The sequence below is a fragment of the Streptomyces sp. NPDC001744 genome, from assembly GCF_042892575.1.
GTDB lineage: Bacteria > Actinomycetota > Actinomycetes > Streptomycetales > Streptomycetaceae > Streptomyces.
The window spans coordinates 57,167-76,617 of record NZ_JBIAUG010000014.1; the positions used below are offsets into that span (position 1 = coordinate 57,167).

Below are 19,451 nucleotides of genomic sequence, written 5' to 3' on the forward strand. Positions count from 1 at the left end.
CGGGGACGGCCTCGGCGTGAACGCCGGATGAATGCGTGGCGTCCGGGGCGGCGGGGGACCGCGACCGGGCCACGGAGGGGGCCGGGGACGGCCGCTAACCTTACGTATCCGCCCTGGCCAGGGATGAAGGTCCCGAAACACGCCCGGTACGGACATTCACACCGCACCCCCACTCATGCGAAAGGGTTCGCCCATGGGTATTCGGAGCATGCTGCGCAAGGTGTTCGGCCGGGACCGCGAGGACTCCCCGGCAACCTCCGTCCCGTCCCAGTCGCGTGAGACGCCGGAGGCGGTGGCGACGCCGGTGACGCCGGTTCCGGCGGAGGCGTCGGTGGCCTCGGGGACGACGGCGGAGACGGCGACGGCGACGGTCGTGACCGGGGAGGCGTCGGGCACGTCGGAGGCACCGGCCACCGGCGGGGCCGCGGAGGCGCCGGGCGCCCCGGAGACGTCGACCGCTTCGGAGGAACCGGAGACGGCGGTCCGCCGGGCGGCGGACGACCTGGTGGCGGCGTCCTTCGACAACCCGCAGGTGCCCAGGGCGAGGACGGCGGAGCCGGAGCCGGCCGCGGTCACGGAGACGGAAGCGGTCGCAGTCCCGGAGCCGGTTACGGAAACGGAGCCGGTCGCGGTCACGGAGCCGGCCGCTGAGCCGGAGGCGGTCCCGGAGCCGGTCGCGGTCGTGGTCCCGGAGCCGGTCGTAGAGACGGGCACAGCCCCGGAGACGGCCGTTGAGCCGGTCACGGTCCCGGAGGCGGTTACGGAAACGGAGCCGGTCACGGCCTCGGAGCCGGTCACGGAGGAGCCGCAGGTCGCGGAGGAGGTCGCCGCCGAGGCGGAGACGCCCGCCGTGGAGGCGGCGGACACCGCCGTCTCGGTCGCGGCCGAAGCGGCGGCGCGGGAGGCAGCCGCCGTCGACGGGGGCGTCCCGGCGGCGGACCCCGCTCCGGAGGAGCGGGGCGATCGGGACGCGCAGGACGCCGGACCCGGGGCGGCCACGGGCGTGGACGCGGGCGCCCCGACGGCGGACGGTGCCGCTGAACCGGGAACGGAGGCCCCGGCCACCCCCGCGCCGGTGGAACCGGAGACGCCCGTGGCGGCGGATGCGCCCGTGGCGGCGGCCGCCCCCGCACCGGAAGCCCCGGCGGCTCCGGAGGCCCCCGAGGCCCCCGAGCGGCAGGCCCGACCGGACGAGGTCCCGACCGCCCCGGAAGCCGCCGCTCCCGCCCCGGAGACCGCCCCGGCCGAGCACGAGCCCGTCGTGACCGAGCACGAGTCCGTCGTGACCCCCGCGCCGGAGGCCGCCGTCATCCCCCTGCCCGAGGCCGTCACGGAGCCCGCCGCGGTCGTCCCGGCCCCGGCCGCCCCCGCCCTCTCCCTCGCCCGGGTCAAGGCCGTCGCCCCCCACCTCGTGGACGCCTACAAGGCCGCCGGTGCCGCGCTCAGGAAGCAGGGGCTCGCCGGCGCGCGGGCGGACGTGTACCTGGTGGTCGACCGGTCCGGTTCGATGCGCGGGTACTTCAGGGACGGGTCCGTGCAGCGGCTCGCGGAGCAGACGGTGGCGCTCGCGGCGCACCTCGACGCCGACGCGAAGGTCACCACCGTGTTCTTCTCCACGGACATCGACGGCGCCGCCGAGCTGACCCCCGCCACGCTCACCCCCACCCGCGTGGAGGAGATCAACGGCACCCTCGGCCGCCTGGGGCGCACCCACTACCACCGCGCCGTGGAGGAGGTCCTGGCCCTGCACGCGAAGGCCGACCCCGCCCGCCCGGCGCTCGTCGTCTTCCAGACGGACGGCGCGCCGGACGCGAAGACGGCCGCCACGCAGGCGCTCGCCGGGGCGGCCGACCGCCCGCTGCACTGGCGGTTCGTGGCCTGGGGCGACGAGGACAACAAGGCGTTCGACTACCTCCGGAAGCTCGGCGGAACGCCCCGTACCGCCGCGTACTTCCAGGGCACGGACCCCGCCGGGACCGAGCACGCCGCCTTCTACCGGGGACTGCTCGCCGGCCTGGAACTCTGACAGCACTCATCCACCGACCTGACGAACATCTCGCTGACGAATCCCAGTGCAACGGCTCAGCGCGTGCTTCCCCCCAGCCGTCATCTCTGTTCGGCGCTCGTGTAGTTACGGTGCGGTTCCGAACGCCGTCGCGGGCAGGAAATCCTATGGCCTGCCCGCGACTCCCACCGCCGCCCTAGAGTGGTGGTGGACGGCACCAAATGGGGGGTATCGGATTGTACGAGGATCCGCGCACGTCTCAGGACTGGGAGGACGTAGCCCTGGAGCGCAGGGCGGATGCGATGGAGCTGCACCGTGCCGGCCGCCATCTTGCATGCCTGTACTACCTGGGATTCACCGCCGAGTGCTTCGCCAAGGCCCTGTGCGCGGCACAAGGGCGCCCTGCACCACGCGGCCATGACATTCTGGCGCTCATGGTCCAGGCGGGGTTCAGCCCTGCGGTACTGGCCAAAGAGGTCCGGGAATTCCTTATGGATCGTGACGTCGGTCTGCGCTACCAGACGGCTCTGCCAGAAGATGTCAAGATCGAGGACGAAATCGAGGCGGCCAAACGCTTTGTGAGCTGGTGCACAACGCAGTTGCGACGTCGCCATCGAACGCGGGGCGCTGGAGCGCGCAGGAGGAAAACGTCATGACACAGCCGGATGACGACATCAACCTCGTAGGAGCGAAGCTCAAGAGCGTGCTGGGGGAGCACGTTCGTGTTTCCGCCGACCCCTTCCGCGGCATGAGGGTCGCAGCGGTCTCGGAACAATTCGTCGGTCTGACGCCACGAGCACGTCGTGAGAGAGTCCAGAGTCTGGCGCCGGACACGGACTTCGTCCGGTACGAGCTGTGGACCCCCGACGAGGCGGAGTTCATGGACCTGGGCGAGCTGGGCGACCCTCCTGTGCAAGCCGAATTGCCGCTGTGGCCGGAGGCTCTGGCAAGCGGGCGGGCAGAAGAGATCACCGTACGCTTCCCTTCGGAAAACTACGGCACCCTCTCATCCCCTGTGGTCTCGACCTTCTACTCGCTGCGAGGTGGTGTCGGACGGTCCACTTCGCTGGCCCATGCCGCGCGGATCATCGCAGGGCAGGGTCTTACCGTGCTCTGCATCGACATGGACCTTGAGGCTCCCGGCCTGGCGTCACTGTTCGACGTAGAAGAAAGCGTCACGGAGAACATGGGTGTGGTGCCTCTGCTGGCAGCTGCGGAGATGAGCGGTGAAATCGGCGCTCTCGACGAGCATGTAATTCGAGTTGCCGAGGACGTCAGCCTTTTCCTGCTTCCGGCCGGACGCCCGGGAGCGGAGTACGCTCGACTACTGTCCCACCTCGACCCCTCCGCCTGGTACGGAGAAGACGAAATCAACCCTCTTCGCCTGCTGGTGGAGGCGGTGTCCGACCTCGCCGAACGACCGGACGTCGTCCTCATTGATTCCCGGACCGGAATCAGCCCCCTGGCGGCTCCTCTCCTGTTCGACGTTTCTGATATCAACGTGGTGGCCTTCTACCCGCACCCGCAAGCAAAAGCCGGAACTCGAGCACTCACCCGTGCCTTGCTCGCCGCGAAATCTCGTCGATCGACCGAAGAGAACCCCTGCACCCCAGAGGTCCGTTTCATCGCCTCGCCGGTCCCGGCCACTCCAGAAGTGCGCGAGCTCTACTCCGAACGCGCCCAGGACTGGATCACAGAGTGGCTTTCCGTGGCACGAAACAGTGCCGGGGGGCCGGCCTTCGAAGCACTCGAAGAGGTCGTCCAAGTCATCGGCTACCAGGAGAGTCTGGCCGCCTCAGACTCCGTGATGCGCGTCCAGAGCTCGGACGACTTCACTGTGGTGGCCGACTGGATCACTGGGCTCGTAGAGCCAAAAAATGCGCTCGGGGCGCCGGAAGACGCAACTCCAGAGCCCACCAAGACCGAGGTGCTGGCTTCACTTCAATTCGCTGGAGAGACCGCAGAGAATCAAGAGATCGAAGAGCTGCAGAACACTTTCCTGAGCACTGCAGATGTAGATCGGGCGCTCGCGCCGAACACTATGCTTGTGATCGGACGCAAGGGAACAGGGAAAACAGCGCTTTTCCGTAAACTGGCTGGCGAACCGACGTCCGTGGTCGTCACCAGCCCACCGGGGCTCGACACTCATCGGAGCTGGACTCCGGACGCAAACGTCTACGCCTTGATGGAAAGGGAACTCCAGGAAAGAGGACTGGAGTGGCGTCAGGGGTGGCCGGCCCTCCTCTGCCTTGCTCTTCGCCAGCACCTGAAGAGCATTCCTCTGCCTGATTGGACCCCCGCCTCTGTCGGGACGACACAGGCGGGCGGAAGCTACCTCAAGACAGACCTCCTCAAAGATTTGAAGGATCTGCTTTCGAATCCACAGGCTCCGCTTCTGGTGGACCAATGGCTCTTGGACATCGACAGCTCCCTCGATACGAGTCACACCTTGCTCTTCGACGCTCTCGACACCGGGTTCGGCAACACCGCCGACAACCGGAGGCGTCGAAACGACGGCGTGGCGGGTCTTCTCACCGTCATCGGAACACTCGGCCCACAGATGAAAAAGCTGAAGTTCAAGGTGCTTCTGCGTGAGGACATTTGGCGCGAGGTGAGCATGCCGAACAAATCTCATCTCAGCGCCCGCGCCGCACGTCTGAGCTGGTCGAACAAGACGGACTATCTGCGCATTGCCATCAAGCAGGCATGGCGTTCGGAGGAGTTTCGGAAACTGGTGACGGCCCGCTTGAACAAGGCGAATTTCCATCTGGAGAAAACTGAAGTCGAGTACTGGCCAGAGGACTTCGTGCGCAACGCATGGGTGATCCTCGCGAGCGAACGCATCTCCGGCGGACGCACCGCATACACGGACAACTGGGTCTGGTCCCGGTTGGCCGATGCGAACGGCGATCACGCGCCGAGGGCTCTGGCTCAGTTGATGACGGCCGCCGTCGAGTTGGAGCGGGGATTCGAAGCGGGCAATCGCTACTCACGTTCCATCATTCGCCCTCGAGCTTTGGTCGAATCACTTGACAAGGTCAGCGTCCCGGCCTTGGACGCCCTCGAGAAGGACGAATTCCCGGAACTCGCACCGGTGTTCAAGCGCCTTCGGGAAATCAGCTCTACGCCGTTCGCCGCGGAGCAGCTGGAGGAAACTTCGCCCGATCTCGTCAGGCTCGCCCGAGATGTGGGACTGCTGGAGGAAGTCTCCGGCCCTCGCGACAAGGCTGAGCGATACCGCGTTCCTGAGCTCTATCGAAAGGCCCTCAACATGACGCGGAAGGGGCAGGCATGAACAAAGCAAAGAAAGCCGCTCACCAGGGCGTCGAGATCCTGGTCTGAGCCGATCCCGTCGTGGTGACGGTGGCCGCCCGGGTCAGGTGCCGACCGGCAGGCTCACCGTCACCACGAGCCCGCCGCCCTCGGCCGCGCTCCGGGCGGTCGCCGTCGCGCTCCCCCCGTGGGCGACGGCGATCGACCGGACGATGGAGAGCCCGAGCCCGGCGCCGGGCCCCATCCGGTCCCGTCCCTCGCCCCGCCGGAAGGGTTCGAAGAGGGCTTCGACCTCGTCCGGGGGAATCACGGGACCGGTGTTGACGACGGTCAGGACGCCGCCGTCCACCCGTACGCCGACCGTGCCCCCGGGGACGTTGTACGCGACCGCGTTCGCGACGAGGTTCCGCACGAGCTGCCCGAGCAGCACCCGGCTCCCCCGGACGACGCCGCTCCCGTCCCCCACCACGACGTCCTCGTACTCCTCCGCGACGACCTCGGCCAGGGGGACGTCCTCCTTCTCCGCGAGGCCCCGCTCGCTGCGGGCGAGGAGGAGCAGGCCGTCGAGCAGGCGTTCGCTGTGCCGGTTGGTGTCGAGGAGGATCCGCCGCACGTCGCCGTCCCCGTCCAGGCCGACCTGGAGGGCGGCGCGCTGCGTGGCGAGCGGGGTGCGCAGCTCGTGGGAGGCGTTGGCGATGAAGCGGCGCTGGCTGTCGAAGGCCGTCTCCAGGCGTCCGAGCAGCGCGTCGATCGTGTCGCCCAGCTCCTTCAGCTCGTCGTCGGGCCCGCGCACCGCGAGCCGCTGGTGCAGGTTCCGCTCGGAGAGGCGGCGGGCGCGGGCGGTCATCTCGTGCACGGGCCGCAGGACGCGCCCGGCGGTCCACCACCCGACGACGACGGCACAGCAGGCCGTGACGAGCAGGGCCAGGCAGGACCACATGAGCATCTGTTCGGCCGCCGCCCGGCCGATGTCGTCGCCGAGCCGGTACGCCTCCACCCCGCCGGTGCCGTCCGCGTGGGAGACGATCGCGTCGGTCGCCCAGGCGGTCCCCGCGAGGACGAGCAGGTTGACGACGAGGAGGAGGACGGCGCCGAGGACGAGGAAGGCGCCGCCGTAGACGAGGGCGATCCGGGTCCGGATGGTGGACCCGGAGCCGAGGTAGGGGTCCCGGACGCCGGGACCGGAGCGGTCCTCCCGGCCGCCGGAAGCACCCGGGGAACCGCCGGACGGGCTCACAGCCGGTACCCCACGCCCTGCACGGTGCCGATCAGCGGGGGCTCCCCCAGCTTGGCCCGCAGCTTGCTCATGCAGACGCGCACGGCTCCGGTGAAGGGGTCGGCGTGGGCGTCCCAGGCGCGTTCGAGCAGTTCCTCGGCGGAGACGACCGCGCCGTCGGCCTCCAGGAGGATCTGGAGCACGGAGAACTCCTTCGGGGAGAGGCCGAGGTCGCGCCCGTCGCGGGTGGCGGTCCGCCGGACGGTGTCCAGCCGCAGCCCGCCCCGTTCGAGGAGCGGCGGCAGGGGGCGGGCGGAGCGGCGGCGCAGGGCGCGGACCCGGGAGACCAGCTCGGGGAACTCGAAGGGCTTGCCGAGGTAGTCGTCGGCGCCGAGGTCGAGCCCCTCCACGCGGTCCTCGACGGCGGTGGCGGCGGTCAGCATCAGGATGCGGGTGCGGGAGCCGTCCGCGACGAGCCGCCGGGCGACCTCGTCGCCGTGGACGCGGGGCAGGTCGCGGTCGAGGACGAGGACGTCGTACGCGTACAGGCCGAGCCGTTCCAGGGCGTCCTCGCCGTCGTGGACGGTGTCGACGGCGAAACCGGCCCGCCGCAGGCCGGTGGCGACGAGCCCCGCGAGGTCCCGCTCGTCCTCCGCCACCAGTACGCGCATGTCCTCCATCTTCCCCGGGCCGTCCCGGCGCCCGGACCCGCCCCCCGGCTCCCGTCCCCCGCGCTCGGCCCCGGCTCCCGGCTCCCGTCCCCCGCGCTCGGCCCCGGCTCCCGTTCCCCGGCCCCGCGCCGGTTTAAGGATGTGAGTGGATCTTCACGGGGCCGTTAGGATTTCGGCCATGGCGGCCACTGGAACCGAGAAGCAAGGGACGAAGGCGTTCTACGTCACGACCCCCATCTACTACGTCAACGACGCTCCTCACCTGGGCCACGCCTACACGACCGTCGCAGGCGACGTGCTCACGCGCTGGCACCGTCAGCGCGGCGAGAAGGTGTGGTACCTCACCGGCACGGACGAGCACGGTCAGAAGATCATGCGCACGGCCGAGGCGAACGACGTGACGCCCCAGGCATGGTGCGACAAGCTCGTGGAAGAGGCGTGGAAGCCCCTCTGGGAGCACCTGAACATCGCGAACGACGACTTCATCCGCACCACGCAGAAGCGTCACACCGACCGCGTCCAGGAGTTCGTGCAGGACCTGTACGACAAGGACGAGATCTACAAGGGCGGCTACGAGGGCCCGTACTGCGTGGGCTGCGAGGAGTACAAGCTCCCCGGCGACCTGATCGAGACGGAGGACGGCACGAAGCTGTGCCCCGTCCACAAGAAGCCGGTGGAGATCCTCAAGGAGGAGAACTACTTCTTCAAGCTGAGCGCGTACGGCCCGAAGCTCCTGGAGTTCTACGAGGCGAACCCGGGCTTCATCCAGCCCGAGTCGGCCCGCAACGAGGTCGTGAACTTCGTCCGGCAGGGCCTTGAGGACCTCTCCATCTCGCGCTCGACGTTCGACTGGGGCGTCCCGGTGCCGTGGGACGAGAAGCACGTCATCTACGTGTGGATCGACGCGCTCCTGAACTACGCGACGGCCGTCGGCTACGGCGCCGACCAGGCGAAGTTCGACGCGACCTTCCCGGCGGACGTGCACCTCATCGGCAAGGACATCCTGCGGTTCCACGCGGTGATCTGGCCGGCGATGCTGATGGCGCAGGGCCTGCCGGTCCCCGGCCGGATCGCGGCCAACGGCTGGCTGATGGTCGGCGGCGAGAAGATGTCGAAGTCGAACCTGACCGGCATCAAGCCGCAGGACCTGACCTCGCACTTCGGCGTGGACGCGTACCGCTGGTACTTCCTGCGGGCGATCGCCTTCGGCCAGGACGGCTCGTTCTCGTGGGAGGACTTCACCGCCCGGTACACGAGCGAGCTGGCGAACGACTACGGCAACCTGGCGTCCCGCGTGGCGGCCATGGTCGGCAAGTACTTCGGCGGCGTGCTGCCGGCGTCGGCGGCCGACGGCGACGCGGAGAAGGCCGTCCACGACGGCCTGGCGAAGGCCGTCGCGACGGCCGACGCGAAGATCGGCGAGGAACTGGACTTCCAGGCCGGCATCCTGGCGATCTTCGACTTCGTGAAGCAGGTCAACGGCTACATCACGGAGCAGGAGCCGTGGAAGGTCGCCAAGGACGAGTCGGAGGAGGGCCGCGCCCGCCTCGCCACGATCCTCTACACGGCCGCCGAGTCCCTGCGCGCGGTCGCGGTCCTGCTCAACCCGATCATGCCGGAGACGTCCCAGGCCCTCTGGGACTCCCTGGGCGCCGAGGCGTCCCTGGGCGCCCTGGCCGACCAGCCGGTGCGGTCCTCCGCCACGTGGGGGCAGCTCCCGGCGGGCGCGACGGTGACGAAGGGCGCGGTGCTGTTCCCGCGCCTGGAGGACCCGAAGAAGGACTGACGGCCCCGCTGTCGTGACGAAGGCCGCCGCACCCGTACGCACGGGGCGGCGGCCTTCGCCGTGCGCACGCGCCTCACACCAGGGCGAGGACGGCCGCGGCGGGCGCCATGTAGACCAGCGGGAAGGGCACGTGGCCGTACGCGCGGGCCCGCAGGACCGTGACCACGGCCCCGGCGAAGTACAGGACGAGCCCGACCGCGGCCAGGACCCCGACCACCGGTGCGGCGTACCCGACGAGCAGGCCCACGGCCCCGGCGAGCTTGGCGGCCCCGAGCGGGTTCCACCAGCTCCGGGGCACCCCGTACGCGGCGAGCGGCCCGACGACGAACCCGGCCCTCACGAGGACCGCGACCCCGGAGAACCCGGCCATGAACGCGGCGACGGCGGTGACGACGGTGGCGGTGGTGGACATGGCGGGCTCCTTCGTGTGTTCCGGCACCCGCCCCGGCCGGGGCGGACACCTCACTGACGGAGCCCGGAGGGGAAGTGTGACCGCCCCCGGAAAAATTTCTTCAGCCGCCGGCCGCGTACGCCACGAACCCGGCCCATGCGCCGGGGCCCACCGCGAGCCGGGGGCCTTCCACGGCCGGGCGGAGACGCGCTGGGCATCATGTCTCTTTCAGCAATCGGTACAGGGCGCCGACGGTCGCACCGGGAGTGAGTGCCTGAGTCCGGAGAATGCCGTAGCGCAGCTCCAGGAGACGGAGCCGCCGCAGGTCGGTCATCGGCCTTCCGCCGGACACGTCGGACGATCGCCCGATCGCCGTACCGTCCTCGAACTTCATCACCTCGACCAGCGACAGACCCACGTGTTCCACCTGGTCCAGCGGCATCACCTGGATTTCGACGTGGCGCAACTCGGCCACTTCCAGAAGGTGTTCGATCTGGCGCCGCAAGACGGCCCGGCCGCCCAGCGGACGGCGGAGCGTGCATTCCTCCAGAACGAAACTGATCTCGGGCGCGGGATCACGTTCGAACACCGCTTTGCGTGCCACACGCGCCGCCGTGTAGTGCTCCACCTCGTCCTGCGTATACACCGGGCGCCGCATCAGGAACAGGCCGCGCGCGTACTCGGGTGTCTGGAGCAGGCCGTGCATGTTGAGCGGGTCGTAGAGCTGCATCTCCACCGCCCGGGCCTCCAGCTTCGCCAAGGCCCGTTCCCTCTTCGGGTAGCCGACCTTGGCCACGTCCTCCTTCATCGCCGAGACGAGCCCGTTCGCCCCCAGCACCTCGTCGGCCTTGTCCAGGAACTCGGGACGGGGAATCCGCTTCCCACCCTCGATCTTGTAGATCATGTCCTCGCCGTAACCGACCGCACGGGCGAACTCGGCGGCCCGTACCCCCACCGCCTGACGCCGCAACCTCAGCTGGCGCCCCACGGCGTTGATGACTGCGATCCCCCGCTCATCATCCTGATCGACCTCCCAGGTGACTTCCCTCGCCGCCATCCCGCTCCCCTCCGCCTGCTCCCGTCCAGTCCAACTGCGCCCGCTTCCACCCGTGACGCGGTTCGGACAGGTCCGGACAGCGGTGGACAAGCTCCGGACAGTCACCCTACGTACCGGTGGAGTCACTGTTCACGGTAGCCAGGGGCGGCCACGCTCGGTGACGTGAACCAGAAGAACACCACCCAAGCCCCCTCCCCCGCCCGCGACTTCGGCCTCCTGTTGTCGTCCACGCCGCGCGGCGCCCGGCTCGCCCGGCTGCTCGCCGCCGAGTGGCTGCGGGACCTCGAACTTCCGTACGGCGCGGCCGAGAACGCCACACAGGTCGTCGCCGAACTCGCGGCGAACGCGGTCACCCACGGCCGGGTCGGGGGACGGGACTTCCGTCTCGCGATCCGGCTCTCGGCCGGGGTGCTCCGGGTCGAGGTGACGGACACCCGGTCCGACGCCCTCCCCCACCTCCGGCCGGCCCCACCGGACGGGGACGGCGGACGCGGGCTGCTCCTGGTCGAGGTGCTGACCGCTCGGTGGGGAGTCGATCTCGGCCCCGTACCGCAGAAGACCGTATGGGCCGAACTCGTTCTCCCCCACCCCTGACCTGCGTGTACGGGCCGGCCACCGGATCCCGGGAACGTGGGATCCGGTGGGCCGGGCGGTCTCCTCAAGGAACGACGGGAGAAAGGAACCCACCAAGCCCCACCCCTCCTCCCACCCGGACGGGCCCCGCACGTCCGGGCACGCACGCACACGACCACGCACTCACTCGCGCGGGTGAAAAGCGCCAACAACGCTGGCTTTGGGAGGGGTTGCCTGATCTACGCTCAGCGCGTCCGGCATATGACAGCCGGCCTCAGACATGCGTCGGCCCTCGCCGGGAGTGGAGTCCCAAAGGCGAGGGCCTGACCACCAAGGAAGGTACAAGCTTCCCGATGGGTACTCAGCAGGTTAGCGCGCGCACGTACGCTTCGTCCCGCAACAGCTGGAAGAAGTCCGCTACGTGCCGCGGTGGCGTCATCCACGAGAGCGTCCGCCACACCACCCGCTTCACGGTGATCGGCAACCACCTCGCCCAGCACGACGCCCTGTCGCTGGTCGCCATCGGACTCGGCGTGCACATCCAGTCGCTCCCCGACGGCACCCCCGTCGGCATCAAGGACCTCGCCGCGCGCTTCCCGGAGGGGGCCACCCGGATCGCCGGCGCCCTGCGCGAGCTGGAGGTCCACGGCTACCTGCGCCGGACCCGGGAACGCACGCGGGAAGGACACATCGTCACCCGCACGGTGTTCTGCAACCAGCCGGGCCGGACCCGCACCCCGCAGGAGCCGGCGTCCCGGCGCCCCGCCCAACGGCGGACCGCGCCGGAACCCCTACGGGGACCCACCCCCCGGGAGGACGCGCCCGAGACCCGGCACCCCGCCCACCGCCAAGACACCCCGGCCCCCCGACACCCCGCCCACCGCGAGGACGCTCCGGCCCCACGGCACTCCACCCACCGCGAGAACGCTCCGGCCCCCCGGCACCCCACCCACCGCGAGAACGCTCCGGAACCTCGGCACACCGCTCACCGCGAGGACGGGAAACCGCGCCGCGCCGCCCTGCCCGCCGTGCCGCAGCCGGTGTACGCCACCCCCGACCTGCTCCGGACCGCCCTCGGGGTCCTCTCGGGCCTCCGCCGAACCGACCCCCGGCTCCTGATCTCCGCCACGGACGCCGAACACCTCCTCCCGGGCGTCGCCGCCTGGCTGGAGCGGGACCTCACCCCCGAGGACGTCCACCGCGCCCTGACCACCGCCCTGCCCCCGGAACCTCTGCGCCGCCCGGCCGCCCTCCTGGCCCACCGCCTGACGGCCCGGCTCCCACCCCTGCCGCCGTTCGCCCCCGGGCGCCCGGAGCCCCCCAAGCACCCCCTCCAGAACTGCGACGTCTGCGACCGCGCCCACCGCGCCCCCGAGCCCGGAACCTGCGGCGCCTGTCGCACCCGACCGGCTCCGGCCCCACACCCCTAGGAACCCCGTGGTCAATCCACCGCACGAAGCGATGCACCACATCTTCCGGCACGATCTCCACCTCTTCAGCCGTCTGAAGGACGTGCTGGGACTTCCCCTCCCGGACGCCGTCGAGGCGGTCGTCCTGCCCAACGACCTCACCGGGACGCGGCCGGTCGAGCGCCGCGTCGACACCCTCCTGCTGCTCGACAGCGCCCGGCCCGGGACCTCTGGAGGACTCTGGTGGCCGTGGACCTCTCCTTCTGCAAGTCGTACCTCGCCGAAGAGATCCGGGACGAAGGCCGGGCCGAGGGCAAGGCCGAAGGACGCGCCCAGGCGGCCGCCGACGCCATACTGCTGGTCCTGGAGCAGCGCGGCCTCGACGTGTCCGACGAGGTACGCGCCCGCGTCACCGGCTGCGACGACCCCGAGACGCTGCGCGGCTGGCTGGCCCGCGCCGTCACGGCCGCCACGGCCGAAGAGGTCTTCGCGGAGGAGTAGTCCCGGCGGGCGGACGGAAGGGTCCGGGAGCGCACGGTGACGAGCGACGCACCCGGGGCCGGAACACGGGAAGGGCCCGGAACCCGCTGGGGGTTCCGGGCCCTTCGCACGAGCGGGTGGTGCTACCGCGCCGCGTCCGGGTGGACCGCGTCCGTCACCGGGCGGTCCTCCGTCTTCGCGGACGGCTTCTCGACCGGCTTGCGCAGCTGGATGTTCAGCTCGCGCAGGCGGGTCTCCTCCAGCTCCGTGGGGGCGCCCATCATGAGGTCCTGGGCGTTGCCGTTGAGCGGGAAGGCGATGGTCTCGCGGATGTTGGGCTCGTCCGCGAGGAGCATGACGATGCGGTCCACGCCCGGGGCGATGCCGCCGTGCGGCGGGGCGCCGAACTGGAAGGCGCGGAGCATGCCCGCGAACTCGGTCTCGACGGTCTCCTTCGAGTAGCCCGCGATCTCGAACGCCTTGAACATGATCTCGGGCTCGTGGTTCCGGATCGCGCCCGAGGACAGCTCGATGCCGTTGCAGACGATGTCGTACTGCCAGCCCAGGACGTCCAGCGGGTCCTGGGTCTCCAGGGCCTCCAGGCCGCCCTGCGGCATCGAGAACGGGTTGTGCGAGAAGTCGATCTTCCCGGTCTCCTCGTCCTTCTCGTACATCGGGAAGTCCACGATCCACGCGAAGCGGAAGACGTTCTCCTCGAACTGGCCGGCGCGCTTGGCGGCCTCGACCCGGACCGGGCCCATGATCCTGGAGACCTCGTCGAACTCGCCCGCGCCGAAGAAGACGGCGTGGCCGGGCTTCAGGCCCAGGCGCTCGGTGAGGACCGCGACGTCGTCCTCGGTGAGGAACTTGGCGATGGGGCCGGTCAGGGCGTTGCCCTCGCCGACGCGGACCCAGGCCAGGCCCTTGGCGCCGAGGGAGACGGCGTAGTCGCCGAGGGAGTCGAAGAACTTGCGCGGCTGGTCGCCGGTGTCCGGGACGGCCAGGGCGCGGACGTGCTTGCCCGCGAACGCCTTGAAGCCGGAGTCCGCGAAGACGTCGGTGAGGTCGACCAGCTCCAGGGAGGTGCGCAGGTCGGGCTTGTCGTTGCCGTACTTCAGCATCGACTCGCGGAACGGGATGCGCGGGAACGGCGAGGTGACGTGGCGGCCGCCGCCGAACTCCTCGAACAGCTCGGTCATGAGCTTCTCGATCGGCTGGAAGACGTCCTCCTGCTCGACGAAGCTCATCTCGACGTCGAGCTGGTAGAACTCGCCCGGCGAGCGGTCGGCGCGGGCGTCCTCGTCGCGGAAGCAGGGCGCGATCTGGAAGTACCGGTCGAAGCCGGAGATCATCAGGAGCTGCTTGAACTGCTGCGGGGCCTGCGGCAGCGCGTAGAACTTGCCCGGGTTCAGGCGGGAGGGGACGACGAAGTCACGGGCGCCCTCGGGGGAGGTCGCGGTGAGGATCGGGGTCGCCATCTCGTTGAAGCCGAGGGCCACCATCTTGGAGCGGATCGACGCGATGACCGCCGAGCGCAGCATGATGTTGCGGTGCATGCGCTCGCGGCGCAGGTCGAGGAAGCGGTACTCCAGGCGCCGCTCCTCGTTGACGCCGTCGTCGGCGTTGATGGTGAAGGGGATCTGCTGGGCGGCGCCGAGGACCTCGACCTCCGCGACCTCGACCTCGACCTCACCGGTGGGCAGCTCGGCGTTGACGTTCTCCGCGCCGCGCGAGACGACCCTGCCGTCGACCCGGACGACCGACTCCTTGGTCAGCTTGTCGAGCGCGTCGTACGCGGCGGTGCCGGGGCGGGCGACGAGCTGGGTGATGCCGTAGTGGTCGCGCAGATCGATGAAGAGGATGCCGCCCAGGTCGCGCCGATTGTGCAGCCAGCCGCTCAGCCGGACGTCGGTGCCGACGTCAGAGGCGCGGAGCTCGCCGCAGGTGTGGGACCTGTACCGATGCATCGTCGTTCATCCAGTCTTCGGGATTCGGTGGAAACCTTGACGGCTTCAAGGACAGCGTCAAGGTTTCCAGCGTACCGGCCGGGCCATGATCGCTTTTCGAATACCGGCGGTGGCGGCCCGTGGTCACCTCTTCATAAAGTGGGGCAATGCGAACCGAGGACGTCCTGGCCGCGATCGCGACCGGTCTGTGGCGCTGGGACAACGCGTCCGGGATCGTCTCGCTCGACGCGGAGGCGGCCCGGCTGCTCGGGCTGCCCGCCGAGCCCGCGCGGCTCACCGAGGCGGCCGTGCGCTCCCGGTTCCACCCCGTCGACTGGAACGAGATCGACGGCGTGGTGGGGCTCGCCGTCGCCGAGGGCACCCTCGCGGAGGCCCGGCTGAGGGTCATGGACGAGCACGGCCGGGTGATCCGTACCGTGCGGAGCCGCTCCAAGCCGCTGGTCGAGGGGGACGACTACCAGCTCGTCGGCACGCTCCAGGAGGTCGCGGAGCAGTCGCCGGGCACCGCCGCCCGCACCCCGGTGACCGGCGACTGGCGCCGCTCCCGGGAGGCGTTCCTCCTCGACGCCGGCCGGGCGCTGGCGGAGGCGCGGTCGACGGCCGAGGTCCTGCGGGTGGCCGCCTCGCTCTCCATGCCCGGCTTCTCGCCGGACGGACTCGCCGTCTTCGGGGTCGCGGGCGACCGGCTGACGGTCACCGGGCACCACGGGCAGCGGCAGGGCGACGAGGAGCTCTTCACCTCGATGTCGCTGGACACCGACTACCCGGCGGCGGAGGTGGTGCGCACGGGACGGGCGATCTACCTGCCGGCCCCGGAGGACTACCGGAGCCGCTACCCCACGACGTGGCCGCTCGCCCGGCGATTCGGGCGCCGCTCCTGGGCCTTCCTGCCGCTGGTGGTCTCCGGGCGCACGATGGGGGCCTGGATGGCCGCCTTCAAGCACCCGGTGGCCTTCACGCCCGACGAGCGCTCGGTGCTCACGACGGTGGCGCGGATGCTGGCGCAGGCCCTCGCGCGCGCGGGCGTGGCCGAGTCGGAGCGCGAGCTGACGCTCGGCCTCCAGCGGACGATGATGCCGGTCCTGGGCCCGGGGGTGCCCGGCGTCCGGGTCGCCGGGCGGTACGTGCCGACCGGCGGCGGGCTCCAGGTGGGCGGCGACTGGTACGACATGATCCGGCTGCCCGGCGGCAGCGCCCGCGCGGACGGGGCCGGTACGGGACGGATCGCCCTGGTCATCGGGGACGTCCAGGGGCACGACGTGCGGGCGGCGGGCCTGATGGGGCAGCTGCGGATCGCCCTGCGCGCGTACGCCTCGGAGGGCCACCGGCCGGACGCGGTCCTCTCGCGCGCCTCGCGCTTCCTGTACGGGATCACGGGCGGGGAGGACGGGGGCGGGGAGGGCGGTCCGCGCTTCGCGACCTGTCTGTACCTGGAGGTCGATCTGGAGACGGGGGCGGTGGAGATCGCGCGGGCGGGGCATCCCGAGCCGGCGGTGCGGATGAATGACGGAACGGTTCTGCTCAAGCCGACGGCCGGCGGTCTGCCGCTCGGCATCGTTCCCGACACGGACTACCCCACCACCCGGGTGACCCTGGACCCGGGCGAGATCCTGATGGTCTGCACCGACGGCCTCCTGGAGACCGGCGGGCACGATCTGGACAGCGGCTGGGAACGGGTCAGGAAGATCCTGGAGTCCCACGACGGCGAGGACCTGGAGACCCTCGCCGACACCCTCGTGGAGGCCGTCCACGGTCCCGGTTCGCACCACACCACGGGCCCGCTCGCGGACCGGCGCGAGGACGACATCGCCCTCCTGCTGCTCTCCCGCCGCCCCGCCGTCACCGTACGGGAGCCCCCGCGCCGCACCCTGATGACGATCGCCCAGGCGGAGCCGGAACGGATCGCGGAGGCGCGGGAGCAGGTGCGGCAGCTGCTGCACGACTGGACGGACGGGGACCAGGTCGACTCGGCGGTCCTGATGGTCTCCGAGATGGTCACCAACGTCCTGGTCCACACGGACGGCGACGCGCTCATGGTCGCGGAGGTCTCCTGCGGCGAGGATTCCCGCTGTCTGCGCGTGGAGGTCTCCGACACGAGCGACGAACCGCCCCACCGGCGCCGGCCGGGCGAGATGGCGTCGAGCGGGCGCGGCCTGCTCCTGATGGAGATGCTGGCGCACGCGTGGGGCGTCGATCCGCGCGGCGAGGGCAAGGCGATCTGGTTCGAGCTGAGCGAGACGGTTGTGGAGTAGGAGGAGGAGTAGGGGCTCGTCGTCGGGCCCCGGAGGGGGAGGCGGGCCCGGTTCCCGGAGCCGGTGGGTCCGGGAACGGTCGGTCCGGAGTCGGTGAGTCCGGAGCCGGCGGGTCCGGGAACGGCCGGTCCGGAGCCGTCCCTCAGGTCCCGTCCGGGCCGTGGTCCGCCCCGTACCGGCCGCGCAGCTCCCCCAGGATGCCCGTCGCGGCGGCGGTCAGGGGGACGGCGAGCAGCATGCCCAGGATGCCCGCGACGGACGCGCCCGCCGTGATCGTCAGCATCACGGCGGCCGGGTGCATGTGGACGGTCCTGCTCTGCACCACGGGCTGGAGCAGGTGCCCCTCGATGACCTGGACGGCGAGGACGACGCCGAGCGCCCACAGGGCGATGACGAAGCCCCGGTCCGCGAGGGCGACGAGGACCGCGACCGCCCCGGAGAGAAAGGCGCCGAGGTACGGGATGTAGGCGGTGACGAAGACGAGCGCCGCGAGCCCGACCGCGCCGGGCACCCGCAGGACGAGCAGCCCGACGCCGATGAGGGTCGCGTCGACCAGCGCGATGAGGGTCGTGCCCCGCATGAACCCCTGGACGGCCTCGAAGGCCCGGCGCGCCATGGCCTCGACGACGTCGCCGGTCTCCCCGGGGGCGAGGGAGCGCAGGGCCCCGGCGGCCCGGTCCGAGTCGCGGAGGAAGAAGAAGACGAGGAACAGGGCGAGGACGGCGGTGGCGATGACGTGGCCGACGACGCTGATCCCGGAGAGCACCCCGGAGGCGGCGGTCCCGCCGAACTTCTTGAGGAGGGTCCCGGCGTTCCCGCCGAGGTCGTCGAGGGAGGTCCCGACCACGCCGAAGTGCCGGGCGATGTCCTGGGCGGCCCGCCGGAGCGAGGCGACGATCTGGTCGCCGGTGTCGACGAGGGCGGCGACGACGATGTACGCGGCGCCGCCGGCGACCGCGAGGACGGCCAGGACGGTGAGCCCGGCGGCGAGGGACTTCTGCACCTTCATCCGCAGCAGGCGCCGGTGGAGCGGGCCGAGGAGGGCGGTGCCGAGGATCGCGAGCAGGACGGGCGTGACGGCCGTCCTGAAGGTGAAGCACAGCCAGATCGCGACGGCGGCGACTCCGGTGACGAGCAGCAGGACGGCGCACCAGGCGGCGGTCCGGCGGGCGGGTTCGGGAAGGAGCGGTCCGGTGGTCGTCTGCACCCGACCACCGGACCACGCCCCCCGGCGCGCCGTCGCGCGCTGACGGCCCGTACGGGTGAGGGGGCGTCAGTACCGGCCGCGCCGACCCGGGACGTCGTAACGGTCGCGCGGACCCGGGACGGCCGTACGGGGCCGGGGCGCGCGTCCCGGTCCCGTACGGTCTCCGTTCCCGCGTTCCTACTCCCCCATCCCGTGCACCGCCGGGACCGTGCCGAGGCGGCCCGCCTGGAAGTCCTCGAACGCCTGGCGCAGTTCGGCCTGGGTGTTCATGACGAACGGGCCGTAGTGGGCCATCGGCTCGCGGATCGGGCGGCCGCCGAGGAGGACGACCTCCAGGTCCGGGGTGTTGCCGTCCTGCTTCTCGTCGGCGCGCACGGTCAGGGTGCCGCCCTTGCCGAAGACGGCGGTCTGGCCGGTGTGGACCGGGCGCCGTTCGGCACCGGCGGAGCCGCGTCCGGCGAGCACGTACGCGAGGCCGTTGAAGTCCTCGCGCCAGGGGAGGGTGATCTCGGCGCCGGGGCGCAGGGTGGCGTGGATCATCCTGATCGGGGTGTGGGTGACGCCGGGGCCCTCGTGGCCGTCCAGCTCGCCCGCGATGACGCGGAGCAGGGCGCCGCCGTCGGGAGAGGTGAGCAGCTGGACCTGGCCGCCGCGGATGTCCTGGTAGCGGGGGGCCATCATCTTGTCCTTGGCCGGCAGGTTCACCCAGAGCTGGAGGCCGTGGAAGAGCCCGCCGCTGACGACCAGGGACTCCGGCGGGGCCTCGATGTGGAGGAGGCCGGCGCCGGCGGTCATCCACTGGGTGTCGCCGTTGGTGATGGTGCCGCCGCCGCCCTGGGAGTCCTGGTGGTCGAAGGTCCCGTCGATGATGTAGGTGACGGTCTCGAAGCCGCGGTGCGGGTGCCAGGGGGTTCCCTTGGGCTCACCGGGCGCGTACTCCACCTCACCCATCTGGTCCATCATGATGAACGGGTCGAGGTACTGGTGGTTGATCCCCGCGAAGGCCCGGCGGACCGGGAAGCCCTCTCCCTCGAAGCCGGAGGGGGCCGTGGTCACGGCGAGCACGGGGCGGGCCGGGGCGTCGGCGGGGGCGGCGACGCGCGGCAGGGTGAGCGGGTTCTCGACAGTCACGGCGGGCATGGCGGGACCTCCTTGGGGGACCTT

The 19,451-nt window shown here is 71.0% G+C and carries 15 protein-coding genes; 8 read left to right on the top strand and 7 right to left on the bottom strand.

The window, feature by feature from the left end:
• The first annotated feature begins 193 nt into the window (after positions 1-193).
• From ACFYZY_RS18200 to ACFYZY_RS18210, 3 genes are all read left to right on the top strand, one after another.
• Positions 194-2,026: a VWA domain-containing protein gene (locus tag ACFYZY_RS18200; RefSeq protein WP_388694931.1), complete on the top strand. Its 1,833-nt coding sequence runs from the start codon at positions 194-196 to the stop codon at positions 2,024-2,026.
• Positions 2,027-2,226: 200 nt separating this feature from the next.
• On the top strand, positions 2,227-2,661 hold the full coding sequence (locus tag ACFYZY_RS18205) for a HEPN domain-containing protein (protein WP_388694932.1): 435 nt from the start codon (positions 2,227-2,229) through the stop codon (positions 2,659-2,661).
• Positions 2,658-5,300: a P-loop ATPase, Sll1717 family gene (locus tag ACFYZY_RS18210; protein WP_388694935.1), complete on the top strand. Its 2,643-nt coding sequence runs from the start codon at positions 2,658-2,660 to the stop codon at positions 5,298-5,300. The genes ACFYZY_RS18205 and ACFYZY_RS18210 overlap by 4 nt, the downstream gene beginning before the upstream one ends.
• Positions 5,301-5,381: 81 nt before the next feature.
• Here ACFYZY_RS18210 and ACFYZY_RS18215 read toward each other — a convergent pair whose 3' ends face one another.
• Together ACFYZY_RS18215 and ACFYZY_RS18220 are read right to left on the bottom strand one after the other, a co-directional pair.
• Positions 5,382-6,515, bottom strand: coding sequence for an ATP-binding protein (locus ACFYZY_RS18215; protein WP_388694937.1), 1,134 nt, complete (start codon positions 6,513-6,515; stop codon positions 5,382-5,384).
• Positions 6,512-7,165: a response regulator transcription factor gene (locus ACFYZY_RS18220; protein WP_388694939.1), complete on the bottom strand. Its 654-nt coding sequence runs from the start codon at positions 7,163-7,165 to the stop codon at positions 6,512-6,514. The genes ACFYZY_RS18215 and ACFYZY_RS18220 overlap by 4 nt, the downstream gene beginning before the upstream one ends.
• A gap of 178 nt (positions 7,166-7,343) precedes the next feature.
• Between ACFYZY_RS18220 and metG the strand changes: the two genes are divergently transcribed.
• On the top strand, positions 7,344-8,951 hold the full coding sequence (gene metG / locus ACFYZY_RS18225) for a methionine--tRNA ligase (protein ID WP_388694942.1): 1,608 nt from the start codon (positions 7,344-7,346) through the stop codon (positions 8,949-8,951).
• Between the two features lie 73 nt (positions 8,952-9,024).
• Here metG and ACFYZY_RS18230 read toward each other — a convergent pair whose 3' ends face one another.
• Together ACFYZY_RS18230 and ACFYZY_RS18235 are read right to left on the bottom strand one after the other, a co-directional pair.
• Positions 9,025-9,363, bottom strand: coding sequence for a DoxX family protein (locus ACFYZY_RS18230; RefSeq protein ID WP_388694945.1), 339 nt, complete (start codon positions 9,361-9,363; stop codon positions 9,025-9,027).
• 196 nt (positions 9,364-9,559) lie between these two features.
• Entirely contained in the window at positions 9,560-10,399 is an 840-nt protein-coding gene (locus ACFYZY_RS18235) for a helix-turn-helix domain-containing protein (protein WP_388694948.1), read from the bottom strand.
• 162 nt (positions 10,400-10,561) lie between these two features.
• Between ACFYZY_RS18235 and ACFYZY_RS18240 the strand changes: the two genes are divergently transcribed.
• From ACFYZY_RS18240 to ACFYZY_RS18250, 3 genes are all read left to right on the top strand, one after another.
• Positions 10,562-10,993: an ATP-binding protein gene (locus ACFYZY_RS18240; RefSeq protein ID WP_388694951.1), complete on the top strand. Its 432-nt coding sequence runs from the start codon at positions 10,562-10,564 to the stop codon at positions 10,991-10,993.
• Positions 10,994-11,325: 332 nt separating this feature from the next.
• Positions 11,326-12,402: a helix-turn-helix domain-containing protein gene (locus ACFYZY_RS18245; RefSeq protein WP_388694952.1), complete on the top strand. Its 1,077-nt coding sequence runs from the start codon at positions 11,326-11,328 to the stop codon at positions 12,400-12,402.
• Positions 12,403-12,624: 222 nt separating this feature from the next.
• Positions 12,625-12,882, top strand: coding sequence for a hypothetical protein (locus ACFYZY_RS18250; RefSeq protein WP_388694955.1), 258 nt, complete (start codon positions 12,625-12,627; stop codon positions 12,880-12,882).
• Between the two features lie 122 nt (positions 12,883-13,004).
• On the opposite strand, the gene aspS is transcribed toward ACFYZY_RS18250, so the two are convergent.
• On the bottom strand, positions 13,005-14,828 hold the full coding sequence (gene aspS / locus ACFYZY_RS18255) for an aspartate--tRNA ligase (RefSeq protein WP_388694957.1): 1,824 nt from the start codon (positions 14,826-14,828) through the stop codon (positions 13,005-13,007).
• A 146-nt stretch (positions 14,829-14,974) separates the two neighbouring features.
• On the opposite strand from aspS, the gene ACFYZY_RS18260 reads away from it, so the two are divergent.
• Positions 14,975-17,080, top strand: coding sequence for a SpoIIE family protein phosphatase (locus ACFYZY_RS18260; RefSeq protein ID WP_388694959.1), 2,106 nt, complete (start codon positions 14,975-14,977; stop codon positions 17,078-17,080).
• Positions 17,081-17,222: 142 nt separating this feature from the next.
• On the opposite strand, the gene ACFYZY_RS18265 is transcribed toward ACFYZY_RS18260, so the two are convergent.
• Both ACFYZY_RS18265 and ACFYZY_RS18270 read right to left on the bottom strand, forming a co-directional pair.
• A complete protein-coding gene (locus ACFYZY_RS18265) occupies positions 17,223-18,287 on the bottom strand; it encodes an AI-2E family transporter (RefSeq protein ID WP_388694961.1) in 1,065 nt (354 codons plus the stop codon).
• 177 nt (positions 18,288-18,464) lie between these two features.
• On the bottom strand, positions 18,465-19,427 hold the full coding sequence (locus ACFYZY_RS18270; RefSeq protein WP_388694963.1) for a pirin family protein: 963 nt from the start codon (positions 19,425-19,427) through the stop codon (positions 18,465-18,467).
• Positions 19,428-19,451 lie beyond the last annotated feature (24 nt).

Excerpts from the sequence above, each read along its gene's own strand:
- ACFYZY_RS18200 (WP_388694931.1), top strand. The coding sequence starts at position 194 with ATGGGTATTCGGAGCATGCTGCGCAAGGTGTTCGGCCGGGACCGCGAG.
- ACFYZY_RS18205 (WP_388694932.1), top strand. The coding sequence starts at position 2,227 with ATGGGGGGTATCGGATTGTACGAGGATCCGCGCACGTCTCAGGACTGG.
- ACFYZY_RS18210 (WP_388694935.1), top strand. The coding sequence starts at position 2,658 with ATGACACAGCCGGATGACGACATCAACCTCGTAGGAGCGAAGCTCAAG.
- ACFYZY_RS18220 (WP_388694939.1), bottom strand. The coding sequence starts at position 7,165 with ATGCGCGTACTGGTGGCGGAGGACGAGCGGGACCTCGCGGGGCTCGTC.
- metG (WP_388694942.1), top strand. The coding sequence starts at position 7,344 with ATGGCGGCCACTGGAACCGAGAAGCAAGGGACGAAGGCGTTCTACGTC.
- ACFYZY_RS18230 (WP_388694945.1), bottom strand. The coding sequence starts at position 9,363 with ATGTCCACCACCGCCACCGTCGTCACCGCCGTCGCCGCGTTCATGGCC.
- ACFYZY_RS18235 (WP_388694948.1), bottom strand. The coding sequence starts at position 10,399 with ATGGCGGCGAGGGAAGTCACCTGGGAGGTCGATCAGGATGATGAGCGG.
- ACFYZY_RS18245 (WP_388694952.1), top strand. The coding sequence starts at position 11,326 with ATGGGTACTCAGCAGGTTAGCGCGCGCACGTACGCTTCGTCCCGCAAC.
- aspS (WP_388694957.1), bottom strand. The coding sequence starts at position 14,828 with ATGCATCGGTACAGGTCCCACACCTGCGGCGAGCTCCGCGCCTCTGAC.
- ACFYZY_RS18260 (WP_388694959.1), top strand. The coding sequence starts at position 14,975 with ATGCGAACCGAGGACGTCCTGGCCGCGATCGCGACCGGTCTGTGGCGC.
- ACFYZY_RS18270 (WP_388694963.1), bottom strand. The coding sequence starts at position 19,427 with ATGCCCGCCGTGACTGTCGAGAACCCGCTCACCCTGCCGCGCGTCGCC.